The following is a 16993-nucleotide window of genomic DNA, read 5'->3' as shown; positions in this document are numbered from 1 at the left end:
CGGCCCTCACCTGATCCGGTAATACTCCGCCACCCGTTCGAGCGCGATTTTCAGCACCAGCTTGCCGCTGCGCGTGGGCCAGCCCAGCGCCTTTTCGGCCTCGGGCAGCGCCTCGCCTGCGCAGACCACCCGCCACAGGATGTCCTCCAGCCCCTTGCCCGCCGCGGCGATGGCCCCGCTGAAACGCTGGCGGGCGGCGATCTGCTTTTCCGTGGGAGAAAGGCCGCGCTCGCCGGTGGTCTTCACCCGCACCGGATCCCAGCGCATGGTGATGCTCGCGGTCATGGCGCTGCGCTCGTAATCGGCGCGCAAGGCCTCGCCTGCATCGAGCAGCCGGTCGGAGATGTGGCCGCGCGCGTGGAGCCACACCAGCGGGCTTTCGGCAAGGTTGACCGTCACCGTGCGGCGCGGGCGCGGGCCGGATTTGATGCGTCCCCGGCGCGGGCCTTCGGGGGTGAGTTCACGTTCGGCGAGTTGGCGAGTCATCGAGGTTCCTCCGCTTGTTGCGCGAGGGACTTGCCAAGAGCGCACATCTGTAGGAAAGAACAAACCAATCCGGTTAAATTGAAAGGGTGTTCCTGACACCCTACCGGTTCACTACTTGAGGGCGTTCCTGACGCCCTACCGCTTCGCTACATGAGGGCGTGATATGACCAACCGCATCCGCGACATCCGCAAGGCCAAGGGGCTGACGCTCGCCGATCTCGCCGCCGCCTGCACCCCGCCCACCACCGCGCAGACCATCGGGCGGCTGGAGACGGGAATGCGCCAGCTCTCGCTCGCATGGATGAACAAGATCGCCGCCGCGCTCGACGTCGATCCGGCGATGCTGATGCGCGCGGAAGGCGCAGCGCCGGCCATGATCATTGCCGAACTCGGCGCCAATGGCCCCGAAGCGCTTGCCACCCCGCGCGAGGCGCTGCTGCCGAGCGCGCTCGCCGCTGACGACGGCCCCGCCCCGCTCGTCCTCGCCATCACCGCGAGCATCGGCGAGTATCGCGCGGGCGACCTTGTGTGGCTGCGCCAGATCGCCCCTGATGCGGCGCAAACGGCCATCAACCGCGATTGCCTTCTCCCCCGCCCCGGCGGACGCTTTGCCTTCGGGCGGCTGATCGACCGCAAGGGCACGCTGATCGGCCTGTTGCCGCCCGGCATGGGGCAGAAGCAGGTGGTGGTCGATAATCCGCCATGGATCGCGGTTGCCGCGATGCTGGTCAGGCCGCTTTAACGCACAGCTGCTAGACCCGGCCCGTGAAGCACGTCCTCGCCCTCTCCACGCTCTATCCCAATCCGGTCAACCCCCGGTTCGGCACCTTTGTCGCCCGGTCGCTGGAGGCGCTGGCAAAGCGGGGGGATTGGCGGGTGACGCTGGTCAATCCGATCGGCCTGCCGCCGCTGGCGCTGGGCCGCTATCGCCCGCTCGCCGATCTGCCCGCGCGCGCCGAGGAAGGCGGGATCACCGTCCACCGTCCGCATTTCACCCTGATCCCGCGCATCGGCGCGCGGCGCAATGCCGCCGCCATCGCCCGTGCCGTGCTGCCGCTGGTCGAGCAGATCCATGCCGAAACGCCGATCGACGTGCTCGACGCGCAATTCTTCTTTCCCGATGGCCCCGCCGCTGCCGCCATTGCCCGCAAGACCGGCCTGCCGCTGTCGATCAAGGCGCGGGGGAGCGACATCAGTTTCTGGGGCGAGCAAGGCTTTGCCCGGGCGCAGATGCTCGATGCTGCACGCACGGCAACCGGCCTCTTGGCCGTCAGCCGCGATCTGGCCGGACAGATGGCGGCAATGGGCATGGCGGCGGAGAAGATCACCGTCCATTACACCGGGCTTGATCGCGACCGTTTCCGCCCGCTCGATCACACCCAGTTGCGCACCCAGCTGTCGCGCGAACTGGGCTTCGCCATGCCCGACAGCGCGCCGCTGCTCGCCTGCGTTGGCGCACTGATCGAGCGGAAGGGTCAGGCCATCGCCATCCGCGCCCTGCGCGATATTCCGGGCGCGCGACTGGTGCTGATCGGCAAGGGCGAGGACGAGAGCCTGCTGCGCGCCCTTGCCGCGAGCGAGGGGGTGGCTGACCGGGTGTACTTTGCCGGCTCGGTCGATCACGATCTGATGCCGCTGCTGCTCTCGGCGGCGGACGTGATGGTGCTGCCGACAGTGAGCGAGGGGCTCGCCAATGCCTGGGTCGAGGCGCTCGCTTGCGGGACGCCGGTGGTGACCTCGGATGTCGGCGGCGCGCGCGAGCTGATCGCGTGCGACACCGCCGGGCGCCTGGTGGCGCGCAATCCCGCAGCCGTGGCGGCGGGGATCAACGCGGTGCTCAACGCGCCGCCCCCGCGCGAGGCGGTGGCCGCGCTGACCGAGCATTTCAGCTGGGAGGCCAATGCGGCGGCACTTGCCGCGCATTACGAGACCCTGGCCACCGCCTGAGATCGGCGCAGGCGCGGCGGCTCAAATCTCGCCGCGCGCGATCTTTTCCTGACGATCCACCGCGCTCTCGGTCTGGACGAAGCTGTTGGTCGTCACCCCCATCCAGATCAGCAGCGGCCCGGCCATGTAGATCGACGAATAGGTGCCGATGAACAGGCCCACCGTGATCGCCGCGACCATGCCGAACAGGCTCGGCGGGCCGAAGAACAAGAGCGGGATCAGCGCCACGAACAGCGTCAGCGAGGTCATCACCGTGCGCGCCAGCGTCTCGTTGACCGACAGGTCGAGCAGGTCGCCCATCTCCATCTTGCGGTACTTCTTCAGGTTCTCGCGGATGCGGTCATAGACGACGATGGTGTCGTTCAAGGAATAGCCGATGATCGCGAGGATCGCCGCGACGATCTGGAGGCTGAATTCCATCTGCGTCAGCGCGAACAGGCCGACCGTCACCGATACGTCGTGCACCAGTGCGAACATCGCGCCGACGCCAAACTGCCATTCGAACCGCACCCAGATATAGAGCGAGACCGCCGCCATCGCCGCCAGCAGCGCAAGGATCGCCTGATCGCGGAACTCGCCCGCGACCTTGCCCGACACGGTGTCATTCCCGTCCACGCGCGCATCGGGATAGGTGCCCTTGACCGAGGCGATCACCTTTTCGCCGATCGCCTTGGCGGCTTCGGGATTGTCTTCCGTGCCATCGGGCAGCGCGACGCGGATCGAGACCTGGTTCTTGGCGCCGAATTCCTGCACCACCGGCTCGCCGAAGCCCAGCCCGGCGACCTGTTCGCGCAAGGACGGGATCGGCGCGGTCTCGGTCTGGGTGAAGGTCATGCGCACTTCCTGCCCGCCGGCAAAGTCGACGCCGAAGTTGAGGCCATTGACCGCCACCGCCGCCCAGCTGCCGAAGATCAGCACAAGGCTGAGCACGAAGAACGGCACGCGCAGCTTCAGGAACTTGATGTTGGTGTTGTCGGGGACGAGTTTCAGGAGTTTCATGTGGCGAGCCTCCTCAGATATTGATGTCATTGGGGCGCGCCTTGCGCAGCCACCCGGCAACAAACATTCGGGTCAGCGTCACCCCGGTGAACACCGAGGTGATGATGCCGATGATCAGCACGATCGCGAAGCCCTTGACCGGGCCCGAGCCGAACGAGAACAGCGCCACGCCCGAAATCACGTTGGTGAGGTTCGCGTCCCAGATCGCGCGGCTGGCTTCCTTGTAGCCGGTCTCGACCGCGGCCACGACCTTGCGGCCGCGCGCGCGCTCTTCGCGGATACGCTCGTTGATCAGCACGTTGGCATCGACCGCCGCGCCGATGGTGATGACGAAGCCCGCAATCCCCGGCAGGGTCAGCGTGAAGCCGCCCAGCGCCATCAGGCCGAGCAGCATCAGCACGTTGAACACCAGCGCGACCGTGGCGTAGATGCCGAAGCGGCCATAGGTCGCGACCATCAGCGCGATCACCGCAAAGCTGCCGATCGCCATTGCGAGCAGCCCCTTGCGGATCGAATCCGCGCCAAGGTCAGGCCCGACCGTGCGCTCTTCCACCACCACCAGCGGCACCGGCAGCGCGCCCGAACGCAGCGCAATCGCCAGCTCGTTCGCGCTTTCGGGCGTGAAGCTGCCCGAAATCTGCGCGCTCCCGCCAATGATCGGGGTCTGGATCGTCGGGGCCGACAGCACCTGCCCGTCGAGGATGATGGCAAAGGGCTTGCCGACATTCTCGGTCGTGAGCTTGGCGAACTTGGCCCCGCCCTGCGCGTCGAAAGTGATGTTGACGACATTGCGGTTGTTCTGCGGATCGACCCCGGCCTGCGCATCGGTAAGGCTCTCGCCGCGAATGCCGCCAAGGCGCTTGACCGTCACGAATTGCCCGTCGAGCCCTTCGCCCGGCGCATAGGGGAAGGTTTCCAGCCCCACCGCCGCGGCGCCCGGTTCGGCGACGAGCTTGAATTCGAGCTGCGCGGTCTTGCCGAGCAGCGCCTTCAGCGCTTCCGGGTCTTGCAGGCCCGGCACCTGCACCACGATGCGGGTGTCGCCCTGACGCAAGATGGTCGGCTCGCGCGTCCCGAGCTCGTCGATACGGCGGCGCACCACTTCCGTGGCGCTGTCCATCGCATCATCGATCGCCTGATTGATGCCCGCTTCGGTCGGCTTGAGCTGCACGCGCTGGCCATCGACCACCGTCAGCTCCCACTCGCGCACCGTCGTCTGGCCCTGCATCGCCGGCTCGATCAGCCCGCGCGCCCGATCAATGTCGGCGGCGTTTTCCAGCATGAAGGACAGCTGCCCGTCGGCGGTCGAAACATCGCCGATGCGGATACGCGGCTTGGCGTTGCGCATCAGCTGACGAACGCTTTCCTCCATCGTCTCGAGCCGCTGCTTGCGCACGTCCTCGGACTTGGCTTCAAGCAGGAGGTGCGAGCCGCCGGCAAGGTCAAGCCCAAGGTTGACCTGCGGGTTGGGCAGCGACGCGGGCCAATCCAGCCCCGCGACATTGGCAAGGCTGGGCAGCGCCAGCAGCGAAGCCGCGAGCGTCACCGCCCATAGCGAGAGCTTCTTCCAGAGGGGAAAGTCGAGCATTGCGTCAGGATCTCATGCGCAGGAGATGAAGTGCGGCCAGCGCCACATCAGTCGTTGGCGGGCTTGCCGCCCGGCGGGATGATGTCGCCCAGCGTCGCCTTGATCGCCTTGACGCGAACATTGGGGCCAAGGTCGAGCTCGACATAGACATCGTCGACCTTCACCACCTTGCCGACGAGGCCGCCGGCCGTCACCACCTGATCGCCCTTCTTGACGGCGGCGATCTTTTCGCGGTGCTGCTTCTGCTGGTTCATCTGCGGGCGGATGATCAGGAACCAGAAGATCGCGATCATGCCGATGATCGGAAGGAAGGTCATCCATGCGGGCGGCGCTGCAGCAGCACCTGCCCCGGCAGCGGCGGCAAGAAGATCGATGGTCATGCGATAGTGCCTGTGAGATCCCGTGAAATTCGTGTCAGGGCAGCCGCCCTGTCGTCCAAGTGGGCGCGCCTAGCAGTATTGCAAGGATGTCGCAATGATTGGGGCCACCTTCGGTGGCGCAGACCTCCTGCCCCGCCTCCCCACCCGGCCACCAACGATACCATCAGGCTATGGTGGCCGGGCGAGGAGGCGGGCGGGAGGTCTGTATCGCGCGCCAGCGCGATCCCAAAACAAACACGCCCAAACCCGCTTGCCAGCCCCGCCCGCCACGCCTATAGGCCCCGCTCCACTGGTGACGGGACGTAGCGCAGCCTGGTAGCGCATCACACTGGGGGTGTGGGGGTCGGAGGTTCGAATCCTCTCGTCCCGACCAGTGGACTTATCCTTCTTATCAGGATTCCAGCCGCACCGCCGGGCGATTGCGCCGGTGCGCGGGGCGGATTAGGCTGGGTGCGCTATCCCGCCTGTCACGAAAGCCCCCTTCCCCCATGACCCGCTGGCGTCTGGCCGCCCCTGTCGACGATATTCGCGAGGCGCTGCTGGGCCTGTCCGCGCGGCCGGAGCGCTTTGCCATTGCCACGCTGGTGGCGGTCGATGGCTCGGCGCCGCGCGATGTGGGGGCGCAGATGCTCATCACGCCGGACGAGCACTGGGGGTTCCTATCGGGCGGCTGCATCGAGGATGATGTCGCCAGCCATGGCCGCGCGGTGCTGGCCGAGGGCGCGGCGCGGCTGCTTCGCTATGGCGAGGGCAGTCCGTGGATCGATATCAAGCTCGCCTGCGGTTCGGGAATCTCTGTGCTGGTCGAACCGGTCGCCGCCAGTGAACCCGCGGTGGCGGCGTTGCTGGAGGGCTGGCACGCGCGCCGCCCGGTGCTGTGGTCGAGCGATGGCAGCACTCGCACCGCTTCGTCTGCGCCCGATGCACCCGTCGCCGACAGCTGGGACGGCGCGCGCTATACCCGCCTGTTTCTGCCCCCCTTGCGGCTGGTGCTGATCGGCGAGGATGGCGCGACCCTTAGCGCCGCCGCGCTGGCGCGCGACATGGGCTGGCAGGTGGTGCTCGTCACCCCCGGAGGGCCGGAAGCGCCGCCGATGGAGGGCATTGCCTACCACCGCAGCGACCCCGCCGAAGCGCTGGCCCGCATCGGGATCGACCGCTGGAGCGCCATCGCGGTGCTCTCGCACGACCGCGAGGATGACGAGCGCGGGCTGGCGGCGGCGCTTTGCTCCGAGGCGTTCTATGTCGGCGCGATCGGGGCGCGGGTGCGGCTTGACCAGCGCACCATGCGACTGCGCGGGCATGGCGTGAACGAGGCGGCGCTGGCGCAGCTGCACGCCCCCATCGGCCTTCCCGGCTTTGCCAAGGCGCCGCGCGATGTCGCGCTGTCATTGGTGGCCGAGGTCGCTCAGGCCTTCCACGCGGTGACAGCGAGGGCGAGATCGTCGGGCGTGTCGATATCGAGCAGCGCGCCGGTGTCGGCAGTGTCGACATAGGCGACCGCCTCGGGCCGCGCCTTCAGCAGCGCTGTGGCGCCCTGATCGCCATGCAAGGCTATCAGATCCGCAAAGGCCGCGCGGGTGAAGGCGACCGGGTGGCCGGGCTGCGCTGCGACCCTTGGCCTTGCGGCATAGCCTGCGCCCTGTGCTGCTTCGACCAGCGCCGGGCACAGGCCCACCGGCGCCAGAGGCATATCACCGAGGAACACGCACACCCCCGCCGCCTGCGGTGAGAGCGCGGCGATGCCAGCCCTGAGGCTCGCCGCCATGCCTTCGGCCCAGTCGGGCGCCTCGCTTACGAACACATCGGCACCCGCGAGCGCGGCTCTGATGGCAGCGCCTTGCGAGCCGGTGACGGCGATCACCTCGGCAAATCCACCAGCGCAGACCCGCTCGGCCACCCGCCGGATCACCGGCGCGCCGCCAAGATCGGTGAGCAGCTTCCCCCCGCCAAACCGCCGCCCCGCTCCGCCGGCGAGGATCAGCGCGGACCAGCCGTTCACCTCACGCCTTGGCCTGTGCCAGCACCGGCAGGTTGCGGATGCGCTTGCCCGTGAGCGATGCCAGCGCGTTCGCCAGCGCAGGCGAGGCAGGCGGCAGGCCCGGCTCGCCAATCCCGCCGGTCTTGGCCCCGCTGTCGATGAAATGCACATCCACCTGCGGCGGCGCATCGGCGAGCTTGAGGATCGGATAATCGCCGAAGTTGCTCTGGACCACCGCGCCCTTGTCCAGCGTCACCGCCTCGCCCATCGCCGAGGACAGCCCCATGATGAGGCCGCCTGCAATCTGCGCTTCGGCGTTCAGCGGATTGATCGTCGTCCCGCAATCGACCACCGCGAAGGCGCGCACGACCTTGGGGGTGCCGTCGTCCTTCAGAGTCACTTCGACCACTTCGCCAACGATCGTGTCGAAGCTTTCGACAATCGCGATCCCGCGCCCGACGCCTGCGGGCAGGGGCGAACCCCAGCCCGCGCGCTTGGCGACTTCATCCAGAACCTTCTGATGCCGCCCGCCGTCGGCCAGATGCTTGCGCCGGAACTGGTAGGGGTCCGCCCCTGCCGCAGCTGCGAGTTCATCCATGAAGCTTTCGGTGTAGAACCCGATCTGCGTCGCATTGACCGAGCGCCACGGCCCGTCGATCTGGTTCGACTGGTAGGCGTAATGCCGCCGCGATGTCGCGGGCAGGTTGTAGATGAAGGGCACCTCGCCCTCGGCACTGCCGCTCTGGACATAGTCCATCTGCATCGCGGTGATCGCGCCGTCCCTGAGGCTGGCCTTGAGCAGCGCCGAGGATTGCGGGCGATAGGTGCCGTGGGTCACCTCCTGCTCGCGGCTCCAGATCAGCTTGACGGGGTAAGGCACCTGCTTGGCCAGCAGCGCCACCTGATCGATGATCTCGACCAGATCCGGGAAGCGCCGCCCGAACCCGCCGCCCATGATCATCGGCGAGAACTCGACCGCATCGACCTCCAGCCCGGCGGCCTTGGCGGCCTTGACGCGGGTGGAGAGTGGATCCTGCATCCCGCCCCACAGCTTGAGCTTGCCGTCCTTGAAATGGCCGGTGAGCGCAAAGGGCTCCATCATCGCATGGTGGAGGAAGGGGACGCGGTATTCGGCCTCGACCAGCTTGACGCCGCCAGCACCGAAGGCCGCATCGACATCGCCTTCACCGCCCGTGTTGTCGGGCTTTTCGGCGGTCTGGCGCAGCTTGGCCTGCGCGGCATAGATCGCCGGGGTCGAAACCGCCGCATGGCCGCCGTCGCTCCATTGGGGCGCGAGCGCATCAAGCCCCTTCTTGGCCTGCCAATATCCCTTGCCGACGACGATCACGGCATCGGGCAGCTTGACCACCTTCTCGACACCCTTGACCGCCATCGCGGGGGCTTCGTCGACGCTTTGCAGCGTGCCGCCGCGCACCGGGGCCATGGCGATGGTCGCCACCCGCATATCGGGGAGCGTGAAGTCGATCCCGTAAACCGCCGAGCCATCGACCTTGGCCGGAATGTCACGCCGGAACACATCCTTGCCGATCAGCGTCCACTGATCCGGGGTCTTGAGCACCGGATCGCTCGAAAGCGAACGCTCCGCCGCGCCTGCCGCGAGCTCGCCATAGCGCAGCGACTTGCCCGACGCGGCGTGAGTGACAACCGATTTGGCGGTGGTGAGTTCGCTTTCCGGCACCCCCAGCCGGTCCGCCGCCTCGGCCAGCAGTACCGCGCGCACCGCAGCGCCCGTGCGCCGCATCGCGACCTCACCGGTAAAGCGGATCGCCGAGGAGCCGCCGGTGATCATCAGCGGCATCGAGCGCGCCATCATCCCGATCACCGCATCGGGGATCAGCCCGGCGACGAAATCGCCCGTCATGCTCGGCAGGAAGCCCTTTGCGAGCGCGGCATTGGCGAAGGACATATCCGCCGGAGCCTGCTCGATCCTGACCTTGTCCCAGTCCGCGTCCAGCTCGTCAGCGAGCATCTGGCCGAGCGCGGTGTGCGAGCCCTGACCGAAGTCGATATGGGGCGAATAGACCGTGACGGTGTCGTCCTCGCCGATGGTCATGATGCTGCCGAAGGGCTGCTGCCCCTTGCCGCCGATCAGCGAATTGGCGCGCGCTCTGGCGCTGCTGTCAGTCCACCACACGCCGAAGATGCCGCCGCCGACCACCAGCGCGGAACCGGCGAGGAAGATGCGGCGCTTGATGCCCTTGCGCTTGGGCTTGGCGGCGGGGGTTTCGGTTTCCGGCAGGTCGACGTCGGGGGTCGGATTGTCGGCCATCACGCGGCTCCCTGATCTGCGGCAGCGATGCCAGCGACCGCGAGGATCGCCTTGCGGATGCGCGGATAGGTGCCGCAGCGGCAGATATTGCTCATCGCCTCGTCGATCTGCGCGTCGGTCGGCGTGCCGACCGCCTCGATCAGCGCAACGGCAGCCATGATCTGGCCCGACTGGCAGTATCCGCATTGCGGCACCTGCGCCTCGATCCAGGCTTGCTGCACCTTGTGGAGCACGCCGTCGGCACCCTTCAACCCTTCGATGGTGGTGACGGACTTGCCCGCCAGCTCGCCCACCGGCACGCTGCACGAGCGCGTGATCGCTCCATCGACATGCACCGAACACGCCCCGCAGGCCGCGATCCCGCAGCCGAACTTGGTGCCCGTCATGCCGAGATCGTCGCGCAAGACCCATAGCAGCGGGGTATCGGCCTCGGCCTCCACCTCGACTGGCTTGCCGTTGACTGAAAATGCGATTGCCACGCTGGAGGCTCCCCCGAAGGTTGTCGTTTCCGGTTGTGTATAGCAACCGAACAGGATCGGGGCCAACGGAAACAACCGGCGGTGCGACAAGCCTTTGCGGGGGAGGCATGCCAAGTGGTCAGATGACGCAGGCGCGAGCGCTCCTGGGGCGTATCGGTTAAATCATTTTCCTACATGAACCGATTTGGTCATTTGTTGCGCGACTCACCTGCACAGGAGCGCACCCCATGTCCCTCGTCGACGTCCTTATCGGCCCCATTGCCTCGATTCTCGACAAGGTCATCCCCGACAAGGAAGCCCGCGCCAAGGCCAAGCTGGAGCTGATCGCGCTCGAAGGCACGCAGGAAATGCAGATGATCGAGGCGCAGCTGAAAGCGATCGTCGCCGAGGCCAATTCCGCCGACCCCTGGACCAGCCGCGCGCGCCCGAGCTTCCTTTATGTGATGTATGTGCTGCTGCTCGCGTCGCTGCCGATGGGGGTGCTCTCCGCCTTTAGCCCGGCGACTGCGCATGAGATCGCGGCGGGGATGAACGCCTATCTCGCCGGCCTGCCCGAACCGCTCTACGCCCTCTTCGGCACCGGCTACCTCGGCTACACCGCCGCGCGCCAGTGGGGGAAGGTCAAGGGGGTGGACCGGTAGGGCGGCCACCTCGCCGTGCCGTCAACCCAGCGAAGGCTGGGACCTAGAGCGGCGAGTGCTGTGCTGCTATCCTGATCGGGTGCACACACCAGCTGCTCCTGACGAAAGGCTCTATGAAGAGTTTCTCCGCTGGCAATCGCTCGGCGCGAAAGCGAAGGCGACGGCAGCGTTACGCGCCTTTCTGGATAGTTTTCCTGACTTTGCTGCCAAAGCCAAGTGGACCAATGCCAATCTCGAAAAACTGCATACCAATAGGCACGCCCGCATTCGGCATGAACTGTTTGAGGAAGTGATTTTTCCAGTCTTGATCAGCCGGATCGAGGCAGGCGATCCCGAAGCGATGTTCCAGCTCGCGCGACACGATCAGAACCTGTTTGGCGCGACACATCTCTGGAAGCAGATGGAGTATGTGAGCCCGAGGGAACTCCTCCAGCGCGCACATGAAGCAGCGCCGCACGAGGATCGCTACCGAAAAGCTCTACTTCAAGACCTGGTGGGTGCATTCAACTACCTCGATCACGAATGGCCGCTTGCCATCCTTGTGGATGCTCGAGAGCCTGATGTCTGGGACACGCTTTCCGAGCTGATATCCAAAGCGCGCATACTCGACATGGAGGGGGCAATGGCCGACCGGCTGGCCGAGTTCGAAGACCGCGTTAGGCAGTATCGCGCGCGCATTTCCGCCAAGAACGACAATTCTTGAATTCACCCAAGGGGGCAATCGGACTTCGCGTTGCGCCAAACATTGGGAAGACCTTCCCCGCCCCGCCCCTTCCCGCTAAGCGGCTGGCCATGACCAACCTCGTCTACGTCCTCAACGGCCCCAACCTCAATCTCCTCGGCACGCGCGAGCCGGAGATTTACGGCACCACCACCCTCGATGACATCGCAGGGATGCTGGAAGACCGCGCCCGAGAACTCGGGTTCGAAATCGAGATGCGCCAGACCAATCACGAGGGGATGCTGGTCGATTGGCTGCATGAGGCGCAGGCGGAGGGCGCACGGGCGGTGTTGCTGAATGCCGCCGCCTACACCCACACCTCCATCGCGCTGCTTGACGCGATCAAGGCGATCCGCACGCCGGTCGTGGAAGTCCACCTGTCCGACCCCAAGACCCGCGAGAGCTTCCGCCACCTCTCCTATGTGGGCATGGCGGCGGCCAAGACGGTCGAAGGCCACGGCGCGCGTTCCTACCTCATCGCGCTCGAAGCCGTAGCGTCGGGCGAGGTCTGAGCCGCCGGCTCTTATCGTCATCCAAGTTTCACATTTTGCGCCGCTGCCACTTGCCTGCCGCAATTGGCGGCAATAGACGCGCGGACTTTACGGTCGCATTGCATTCTACAAGGGGCATACATGGCAAACGACGCTGGCCAATCCGGCAAGGCTAACGGGCGCAAGTCGGGTGGTATGAACATCGACACCGCGCTGGTGCGCGAACTCGCGGAACTGCTCAACGAAACCGGCCTTACGGAAATCGAGGTCGAGGATGATGACCGCAAGATCCGCGTGTCGCGCGGGGCGGTCGCCGCTGCCGCGCCGGTCTATGCCGCAGCGCCTGCACCCGTGGCGGCTGCGCCTGCCGCCGCTGCTGCCGCGCCTGCTCCGGCAGAACCGGCTGCGCCCGCTGGCCCTGACCTGAAGAACGCGGTCAAGTCGCCGATGGTCGGCACCTGCTATCTCGCCGCCGAACCGGGGGCTGCGCCCTTCATCGCGGTCGGCAAGGCCGTGAAGGAAGGCGATACTCTGCTGATCGTCGAGGCGATGAAGGTTATGAACCCGATCACCGCGCCCAAATCCGGCACGGTCAGCGCCATCCTGATCGAGAACGCCCAGCCGGTCGAATTCGACCAGCCCCTCGTGGTGATCTCCTAAACCCATGGGCATCAAACGCATCCTGATCGCCAACCGCGGCGAGATCGCGCTGCGCATCCACCGCGCGGCGCATGAAATGGGGATCGAGACGGTCGCGGTGCACTCCACCGCCGATGCCGACGCGATGCACGTGCGCCTCGCCGACCACGCGGTGTGCATCGGCCCGCCGCCTGCCTCCGAGTCCTATCTCAACATCGCCAACATCATCTCGGCGGCCGAAATCGCGCAGTGCGACGCGATCCACCCCGGCTACGGCTTCCTGTCGGAGAACGCCAAGTTCGCCGACATCGTCGAAGCGCATGACATCATCTGGATCGGCCCAAAACCCGAACATATCCGCACTATGGGCGACAAGATCGAGGCCAAGCGCACTGCGGGCGCGCTCGGCCTGCCGCTGGTGCCCGGCTCGGATGGCGCGGTGTCCGATATCGCCGAAGCCAAGGCGATTGCCGAGGCCGCGGGCTATCCCGTCATCATCAAGGCCGCGAGCGGCGGCGGCGGGCGCGGGATGAAGGTGTGCAACAGCCCCGACCAGCTTGAAACGCTGATCCAGCAAGCCGGCTCCGAGGCCAAGGCCGCTTTCGGGGACAGCACGGTCTATATCGAGAAGTATCTCGGCAACCCGCGCCACATCGAATTTCAGGTGTTCGGCGACGGGCAAGGCAATGCGATCCATCTGGGCGAGCGCGATTGCTCGCTTCAGCGCCGCCACCAGAAGGTGCTCGAAGAAGCCCCCTCCCCCGTGATCAGCGCTGAAGAGCGCCACCGCATGGGCGAGGTTTGCGCGCAGGCGATGCGCGACATGGGCTATCGCGGTGCGGGGACGATCGAGTTCCTGTGGGAAAACGGCGAGTTCTACTTCATCGAGATGAACACCCGCCTGCAGGTCGAACACCCGGTGACCGAACTCATCACCGGGGTCGATCTGGTGCGCGAGCAGATCCGCATTGCCGAAGGCCGCCCGCTGTCGGTGAGCCAGGACGAGCTGGAATTCCACGGCCACGCGATTGAGTGCCGGATCAACGCCGAAGACCCCTTCACCTTCGCCCCCTCGCCCGGTCTCGTGACCTATTATCACGCCGCGGGCGGGATGCATGTGCGCGTCGATTCAGGGCTTTACGCCGGCTACAAGATCCCGCCTTACTACGACAGCATGATCGCCAAGCTGATCGTCTATGGCCGCACCCGCGAAGGCTGCATCATGCGGCTGCGCCGGGCGCTTGAGGAAATGGTGGTCGAGGGCGTCAAGACCAACATCCCGCTCCACCAGGAACTCCTGCGGCAGGATGATGTGCTGAACGGCGACTATTCGATCAAGTGGCTGGAAAACTGGCTGGAGAGCCGCGAGGTCTGACGCGCGTCAGGCCTCGCCTTCCATCCCCCTCAGCACGCCGAGGATCAGCTTCTCCACATCGGGCAGCGGCTGGCCGCTCCCACGCAGGCTCGCGACCGCCAGCTGCGTCATCAACGCGTTGACCAGCCGCGCGGCGAGGGGCTGGTCGATGCTGCCGATCTCCCCCGCCTCCGCCGCCCGCGCCAACTGGCGTTCGAACAGGGTGAGGCTGTTGGCGTTCTCGATACGCTGCGCTTCCTCCACCCCGAGCGCGGCGGGGCCGATGCGCAGGAGGATCGCGGCGACATCGGGCGCGCGGATTTCCTCCAGCCACGCGGCGCACATCGTGGTCAACTGGGCAAGCGGCGAGACCGCCCCCGCCTGCTCGGCGCGGGCCAGCGCGCGGGCGATCGCGCCCTTGGATTCCGCCTTGTAGATCGCCGCGATCAGCTCGGTCTTGCTGGCGAAGTGGTGGTAGAGCGCGCCCTTGCTCAGCCCCGTGCGCGTCAGCACCGCCGCCATCGTGGTCGCCTCCGTCCCCTCGGCCAGCAGCAGCGCGCGGCACGCCGCCAGCAGCGCCTCGCGCGTCGCATCGGATCTCTGCTGCTGGGTCGGCATGATCGCCCCTTTACTCTTGGCGCGGCTTCACACAAAACAAACCGCTGGTCGGTTTATGGAGTCGAAGATGCCCGCTTACGAAACGAACCTCAAGACGATGCTCGAAATCTGGAACACCCCCGATCCCGAAAAGCGCCGCGCGATGGCCGAGGCGTCGATGGAGCATAACGTCCATTTCGTCGATCCGCGCCACAACATCATCGGGCGCGCGCCCTTCCTCGCGATGGTCGCGGACACCCGCGCCGCCTTCCCCGCCGCCGTCTATCGCCATGCCAGCCGGATCGAGATGCAGAACAATTTCTGCCGCCATCACTGGGCGATCGACATGGATGGGAAGACCGTGATGGAGGGTTTCGACGTCACCGAGGTCAATGATGCGGGCAAGGTTGTGAAGGTGATCGGCTTCTTCGGGCGGCTCGATCCGGGCGATTGACGCGCGCGCCTGTGGCATTCATGCTGCACTGCAACACAAGTTGCATGAAGCCACGTTGATTTGGCGCGCAATTGTCACCCGCACCCGCTAACAGGGGCGCGGGATTGCGCTGGACGATGTGTGCCAAGGAGTGCCGAATGAACCGCAAGACCCAGATTGTCGTCGTCGGCGGGGGCGCGGGCGGGCTTGAGCTGGTCCGCAGGCTCGGCGCCAAATACGGGCGCAAGAAGCACGACATCATTCTGGTCGACAAGAACCTCTCCCACATCTGGAAGCCGCTGCTGCATGAGGTCGCGGCAGGCTCGCTCGACGCCAATCTCGACGAGGTCGGCTATCGTGGGCACTGTTTCCGCTGGGGGTATCGCTTCTTTCAGGGCAGCCTTGAGGGTGTTGACCGGCAGGCGAAGACGATCCGGCTCGCGCCCGTGAAGGACGAGGATGGCAGCGAGCTGATCGCCGGCCATACCATCCGCTATGACATTCTGGCGCTGGCGATGGGATCGGTCTCGAACGATTTCGGCGTGCCGGGGGTGAAGGAGCATTGCCTCTACCTCGACAGCCGCGAACAGGCCGACCGCTTCCGCACGCGGCTCCTGAACCACTGCCTACGCGTCAGCCGGGCGATGCTGCGCGATCCGTCGGCCGACGAGCAGGTGCGCGTCGCCATCGTCGGCGGCGGGGCGACGGGGGTGGAACTCGCCGCCGAACTCTACAACGCGGCAGGCGCGCTCAGGCACTACGGGCTGGAAGTGTTCGACGAGAGCCGGATGCACGTGACCCTGCTTGAAGCCGGCCCGCGCATCCTGCCTGCCCTGCCCGACAAGCTCGCAGCGGCGGCCAAGCATGAACTCGAAGTGCTGGGCGTTCACGTGCGCGCAGGGGTGCAGGTGGTCGAAGCCCGCCCGCGCCAGCTTGTCACCAAGGCCGGGGAAGTGATCGAGGCCGATCTGATCGTCTGGGCGGCGGGGGTGAAGGGCGCGGAGTTCCTGACCACTCTGGGGCTGGAGACCAATCCGAGGAACCAGATCCTCGTCACCGACACGCTCCAGACCACGGTCGATCCGGATATCTTCGCGCTGGGTGACTGTGCCAGCTACACCCCGCCGGGCGAAGACCGCCCCGTCCCCCCGCGCGCGCAGGCCGCGCACCAGATGGCGGGCACGGTGTTCACCAACATCGTGCGGATGCAGCAGGGAAAGCCGCTCACGCACTTCACCTATCACGACAAGGGCTCGCTGGTGTCGCTCTCGCGCTTCTCGACCGTGGGGAGCCTGATGGGCAACCTGATCGGCGGCAGCATGGCGATCGAAGGGCGGCTGGCGCGGTTTATCTACACCTCGCTTTACCGGCTGCACCTGATAGGCATTCACGGCTGGATCAAGGCGACCTTCCTGATGGTGATCGGCCGGGTGAACCGAATCGTGCGGCCCAAGCTGAAGCTGCACTGAGAGCGCTGCGTCAGAAGTCGATCTTCAGCCGCACTTCGCCCCCTTGCGCGTTGATGCCGCCCACCGCAGGCGCGGTCGCATTGGCTTCGGCCTCGGCGCTTTCGGACAGCTTGATCCGGGCCCGCGGGATGGCGCTGCCGAACTCCTCGTCCATCGGGCCGACCACGGGCCCAAGGCGCGGCGAAGTGCCGCTGTCGGCGCAGACCACGATTTCGGAATTGAGCGGATCGGCAGGTGCGTCGGTGCATTGCTCGGAGGGCGGCGGGGGGACGAACTGTGTGAGATCGATCACCACCTTCGTGTCCTCGGCCGGGACTTCTATGAGCGGGAACGGCTCGCACAGCACTTCGCCCGGGCGGGCCGGGTCGATCCTGTAGCTGGCGCACTCGTGGCGCGGCGGCCACGGTAGCGGCTCGCCGAGGATCGTCACCACTTGGCCCGATGCATCATGGGTTTGTGAAGGGGGCGGCGGTTCGTCGAACATCGGCACTCCCCTCC

At 66.4% G+C, this 16993-nt stretch carries 19 protein-coding genes and 1 tRNA gene; 11 read left to right on the top strand and 9 right to left on the bottom strand.

What is annotated here, in order from left to right:
* Nucleotides 1-6: 6 nt before the first annotated feature.
* A complete protein-coding gene (locus PS060_RS11735; RefSeq protein WP_273983369.1) occupies nt 7-486 on the bottom strand; it encodes a DUF6456 domain-containing protein in 480 nt (159 codons plus the stop codon).
* A 163-nt stretch (nt 487-649) separates the two neighbouring features.
* On the opposite strand from PS060_RS11735, the gene PS060_RS11730 reads away from it, so the two are divergent.
* On the top strand, nt 650-1228 hold the full coding sequence (locus PS060_RS11730; protein ID WP_273983368.1) for a helix-turn-helix domain-containing protein: 579 nt from the start codon (nt 650-652) through the stop codon (nt 1226-1228).
* Nucleotides 1229-1251: 23 nt separating this feature from the next.
* Nucleotides 1252-2433: a glycosyltransferase gene (locus tag PS060_RS11725; protein ID WP_273983367.1), complete on the top strand. Its 1182-nt coding sequence runs from the start codon at nt 1252-1254 to the stop codon at nt 2431-2433.
* A gap of 21 nt (nt 2434-2454) precedes the next feature.
* On the opposite strand, the gene secF is transcribed toward PS060_RS11725, so the two are convergent.
* The 3 genes from secF to yajC are packed head-to-tail and all read right to left on the bottom strand — an operon-like array spanning nt 2455 to nt 5400.
* Entirely contained in the window at nt 2455-3432 is a 978-nt protein-coding gene (secF, locus tag PS060_RS11720) for a protein translocase subunit SecF (protein WP_273983365.1), read from the bottom strand.
* A 13-nt stretch (nt 3433-3445) separates the two neighbouring features.
* Nucleotides 3446-5020 carry a protein translocase subunit SecD gene (gene secD, locus PS060_RS11715; RefSeq protein WP_273983363.1) on the bottom strand — a complete coding sequence of 525 codons (1575 nt, stop codon included), beginning with the start codon at nt 5018-5020 and terminating at the stop codon, nt 3446-3448.
* Between the two features lie 47 nt (nt 5021-5067).
* Nucleotides 5068-5400 (bottom strand): preprotein translocase subunit YajC, encoded by a 333-nt coding sequence (gene yajC / locus PS060_RS11710; protein ID WP_273983362.1) that lies wholly within the window; start codon nt 5398-5400, stop codon nt 5068-5070.
* Between the two features lie 296 nt (nt 5401-5696).
* Here yajC and PS060_RS11705 point away from each other — a divergent pair.
* Nucleotides 5697-5773: transfer RNA gene (locus PS060_RS11705), tRNA-Pro, on the top strand.
* A 115-nt stretch (nt 5774-5888) separates the two neighbouring features.
* Nucleotides 5889-6896 (top strand): XdhC family protein, encoded by a 1008-nt coding sequence (locus PS060_RS11700; RefSeq protein WP_273983360.1) that lies wholly within the window; start codon nt 5889-5891, stop codon nt 6894-6896.
* Here the strand turns inward: PS060_RS11700 and PS060_RS11695 are convergent.
* The 3 genes from PS060_RS11695 to PS060_RS11685 are packed head-to-tail and all read right to left on the bottom strand — an operon-like array spanning nt 6809 to nt 10150.
* Nucleotides 6809-7402 (bottom strand): nucleotidyltransferase family protein, encoded by a 594-nt coding sequence (locus tag PS060_RS11695; protein ID WP_273983359.1) that lies wholly within the window; start codon nt 7400-7402, stop codon nt 6809-6811. The two genes, PS060_RS11700 and PS060_RS11695, sit on opposite strands and share 88 nt — an antisense overlap.
* 1 nt (nt 7403) lies before the next feature.
* Entirely contained in the window at nt 7404-9671 is a 2268-nt protein-coding gene (locus tag PS060_RS11690) for a xanthine dehydrogenase family protein molybdopterin-binding subunit (protein WP_273983358.1), read from the bottom strand.
* Nucleotides 9671-10150 (bottom strand): (2Fe-2S)-binding protein, encoded by a 480-nt coding sequence (locus PS060_RS11685; protein ID WP_273983356.1) that lies wholly within the window; start codon nt 10148-10150, stop codon nt 9671-9673. The genes PS060_RS11690 and PS060_RS11685 overlap by 1 nt, the downstream gene beginning before the upstream one ends.
* A gap of 227 nt (nt 10151-10377) precedes the next feature.
* Between PS060_RS11685 and PS060_RS11680 the strand changes: the two genes are divergently transcribed.
* The 5 genes from PS060_RS11680 (at nt 10378) to accC (ending at nt 14017) form a co-directional block, all read left to right on the top strand.
* Nucleotides 10378-10791, top strand: a complete 414-nt coding sequence (locus PS060_RS11680; RefSeq protein WP_273983355.1) for a holin family protein — start codon at nt 10378-10380, stop codon at nt 10789-10791.
* A gap of 79 nt (nt 10792-10870) precedes the next feature.
* Nucleotides 10871-11494 carry a hypothetical protein gene (locus tag PS060_RS11675; RefSeq protein WP_273983354.1) on the top strand — a complete coding sequence of 208 codons (624 nt, stop codon included), beginning with the start codon at nt 10871-10873 and terminating at the stop codon, nt 11492-11494.
* Between the two features lie 89 nt (nt 11495-11583).
* Nucleotides 11584-12024: a type II 3-dehydroquinate dehydratase gene (locus tag PS060_RS11670; RefSeq protein WP_273983353.1), complete on the top strand. Its 441-nt coding sequence runs from the start codon at nt 11584-11586 to the stop codon at nt 12022-12024.
* 120 nt (nt 12025-12144) lie between these two features.
* The gene (gene accB, locus PS060_RS11665; protein WP_273983351.1) at nt 12145-12663 is read left to right on the top strand and encodes an acetyl-CoA carboxylase biotin carboxyl carrier protein; all 519 of its coding nucleotides are present in this window, start codon (nt 12145-12147) and stop codon (nt 12661-12663) included.
* Nucleotides 12664-12667: 4 nt separating this feature from the next.
* On the top strand, nt 12668-14017 hold the full coding sequence (gene accC, locus PS060_RS11660; protein WP_273983350.1) for an acetyl-CoA carboxylase biotin carboxylase subunit: 1350 nt from the start codon (nt 12668-12670) through the stop codon (nt 14015-14017).
* A gap of 6 nt (nt 14018-14023) precedes the next feature.
* Here accC and PS060_RS11655 read toward each other — a convergent pair whose 3' ends face one another.
* Nucleotides 14024-14614, bottom strand: coding sequence for a TetR/AcrR family transcriptional regulator (locus PS060_RS11655; protein WP_273983348.1), 591 nt, complete (start codon nt 14612-14614; stop codon nt 14024-14026).
* Nucleotides 14615-14681: 67 nt separating this feature from the next.
* Between PS060_RS11655 and PS060_RS11650 the strand changes: the two genes are divergently transcribed.
* Nucleotides 14682-15047, top strand: coding sequence for a hypothetical protein (locus PS060_RS11650; protein ID WP_273983347.1), 366 nt, complete (start codon nt 14682-14684; stop codon nt 15045-15047).
* Nucleotides 15048-15184: 137 nt separating this feature from the next.
* Nucleotides 15185-16495 (top strand): NAD(P)/FAD-dependent oxidoreductase, encoded by a 1311-nt coding sequence (locus PS060_RS11645; RefSeq protein WP_273983346.1) that lies wholly within the window; start codon nt 15185-15187, stop codon nt 16493-16495.
* 10 nt (nt 16496-16505) lie between these two features.
* Here the strand turns inward: PS060_RS11645 and PS060_RS11640 are convergent, their stop codons facing one another.
* Nucleotides 16506-16979 carry a hypothetical protein gene (locus tag PS060_RS11640; protein WP_273983344.1) on the bottom strand — a complete coding sequence of 158 codons (474 nt, stop codon included), beginning with the start codon at nt 16977-16979 and terminating at the stop codon, nt 16506-16508.
* Between the last annotated feature and the right edge of the window lie 14 nt (nt 16980-16993).

It is taken from the genome of Erythrobacter sp. BLCC-B19, assembly GCF_028621955.1.
Lineage (GTDB): Bacteria > Pseudomonadota > Alphaproteobacteria > Sphingomonadales > Sphingomonadaceae > Erythrobacter.
The sequence above is the reverse complement of the archived record's forward strand: the minus strand, read 5'-3'. Positions and strand labels throughout refer to the sequence as shown.

Coding starts and splice junctions, on each gene's coding strand:
- PS060_RS11735 (WP_273983369.1), bottom strand. CDS start 486: ATGACTCGCCAACTCGCCGAACGTGAACTCACCCCCGAAGGCCCGCGC.
- PS060_RS11730 (WP_273983368.1), top strand. CDS start 650: ATGACCAACCGCATCCGCGACATCCGCAAGGCCAAGGGGCTGACGCTC.
- secF (WP_273983365.1), bottom strand. CDS start 3,432: ATGAAACTCCTGAAACTCGTCCCCGACAACACCAACATCAAGTTCCTG.
- secD (WP_273983363.1), bottom strand. CDS start 5,020: ATGCTCGACTTTCCCCTCTGGAAGAAGCTCTCGCTATGGGCGGTGACG.
- yajC (WP_273983362.1), bottom strand. CDS start 5,400: ATGACCATCGATCTTCTTGCCGCCGCTGCCGGGGCAGGTGCTGCTGCA.
- PS060_RS11700 (WP_273983360.1), top strand. CDS start 5,889: ATGACCCGCTGGCGTCTGGCCGCCCCTGTCGACGATATTCGCGAGGCG.
- PS060_RS11690 (WP_273983358.1), bottom strand. CDS start 9,671: ATGGCCGACAATCCGACCCCCGACGTCGACCTGCCGGAAACCGAAACC.
- PS060_RS11680 (WP_273983355.1), top strand. CDS start 10,378: ATGTCCCTCGTCGACGTCCTTATCGGCCCCATTGCCTCGATTCTCGAC.
- PS060_RS11670 (WP_273983353.1), top strand. CDS start 11,584: ATGACCAACCTCGTCTACGTCCTCAACGGCCCCAACCTCAATCTCCTC.
- accB (WP_273983351.1), top strand. CDS start 12,145: ATGGCAAACGACGCTGGCCAATCCGGCAAGGCTAACGGGCGCAAGTCG.
- accC (WP_273983350.1), top strand. CDS start 12,668: ATGGGCATCAAACGCATCCTGATCGCCAACCGCGGCGAGATCGCGCTG.
- PS060_RS11655 (WP_273983348.1), bottom strand. CDS start 14,614: ATGCCGACCCAGCAGCAGAGATCCGATGCGACGCGCGAGGCGCTGCTG.
- PS060_RS11650 (WP_273983347.1), top strand. CDS start 14,682: ATGCCCGCTTACGAAACGAACCTCAAGACGATGCTCGAAATCTGGAAC.
- PS060_RS11645 (WP_273983346.1), top strand. CDS start 15,185: ATGAACCGCAAGACCCAGATTGTCGTCGTCGGCGGGGGCGCGGGCGGG.
- PS060_RS11640 (WP_273983344.1), bottom strand. CDS start 16,979: ATGTTCGACGAACCGCCGCCCCCTTCACAAACCCATGATGCATCGGGC.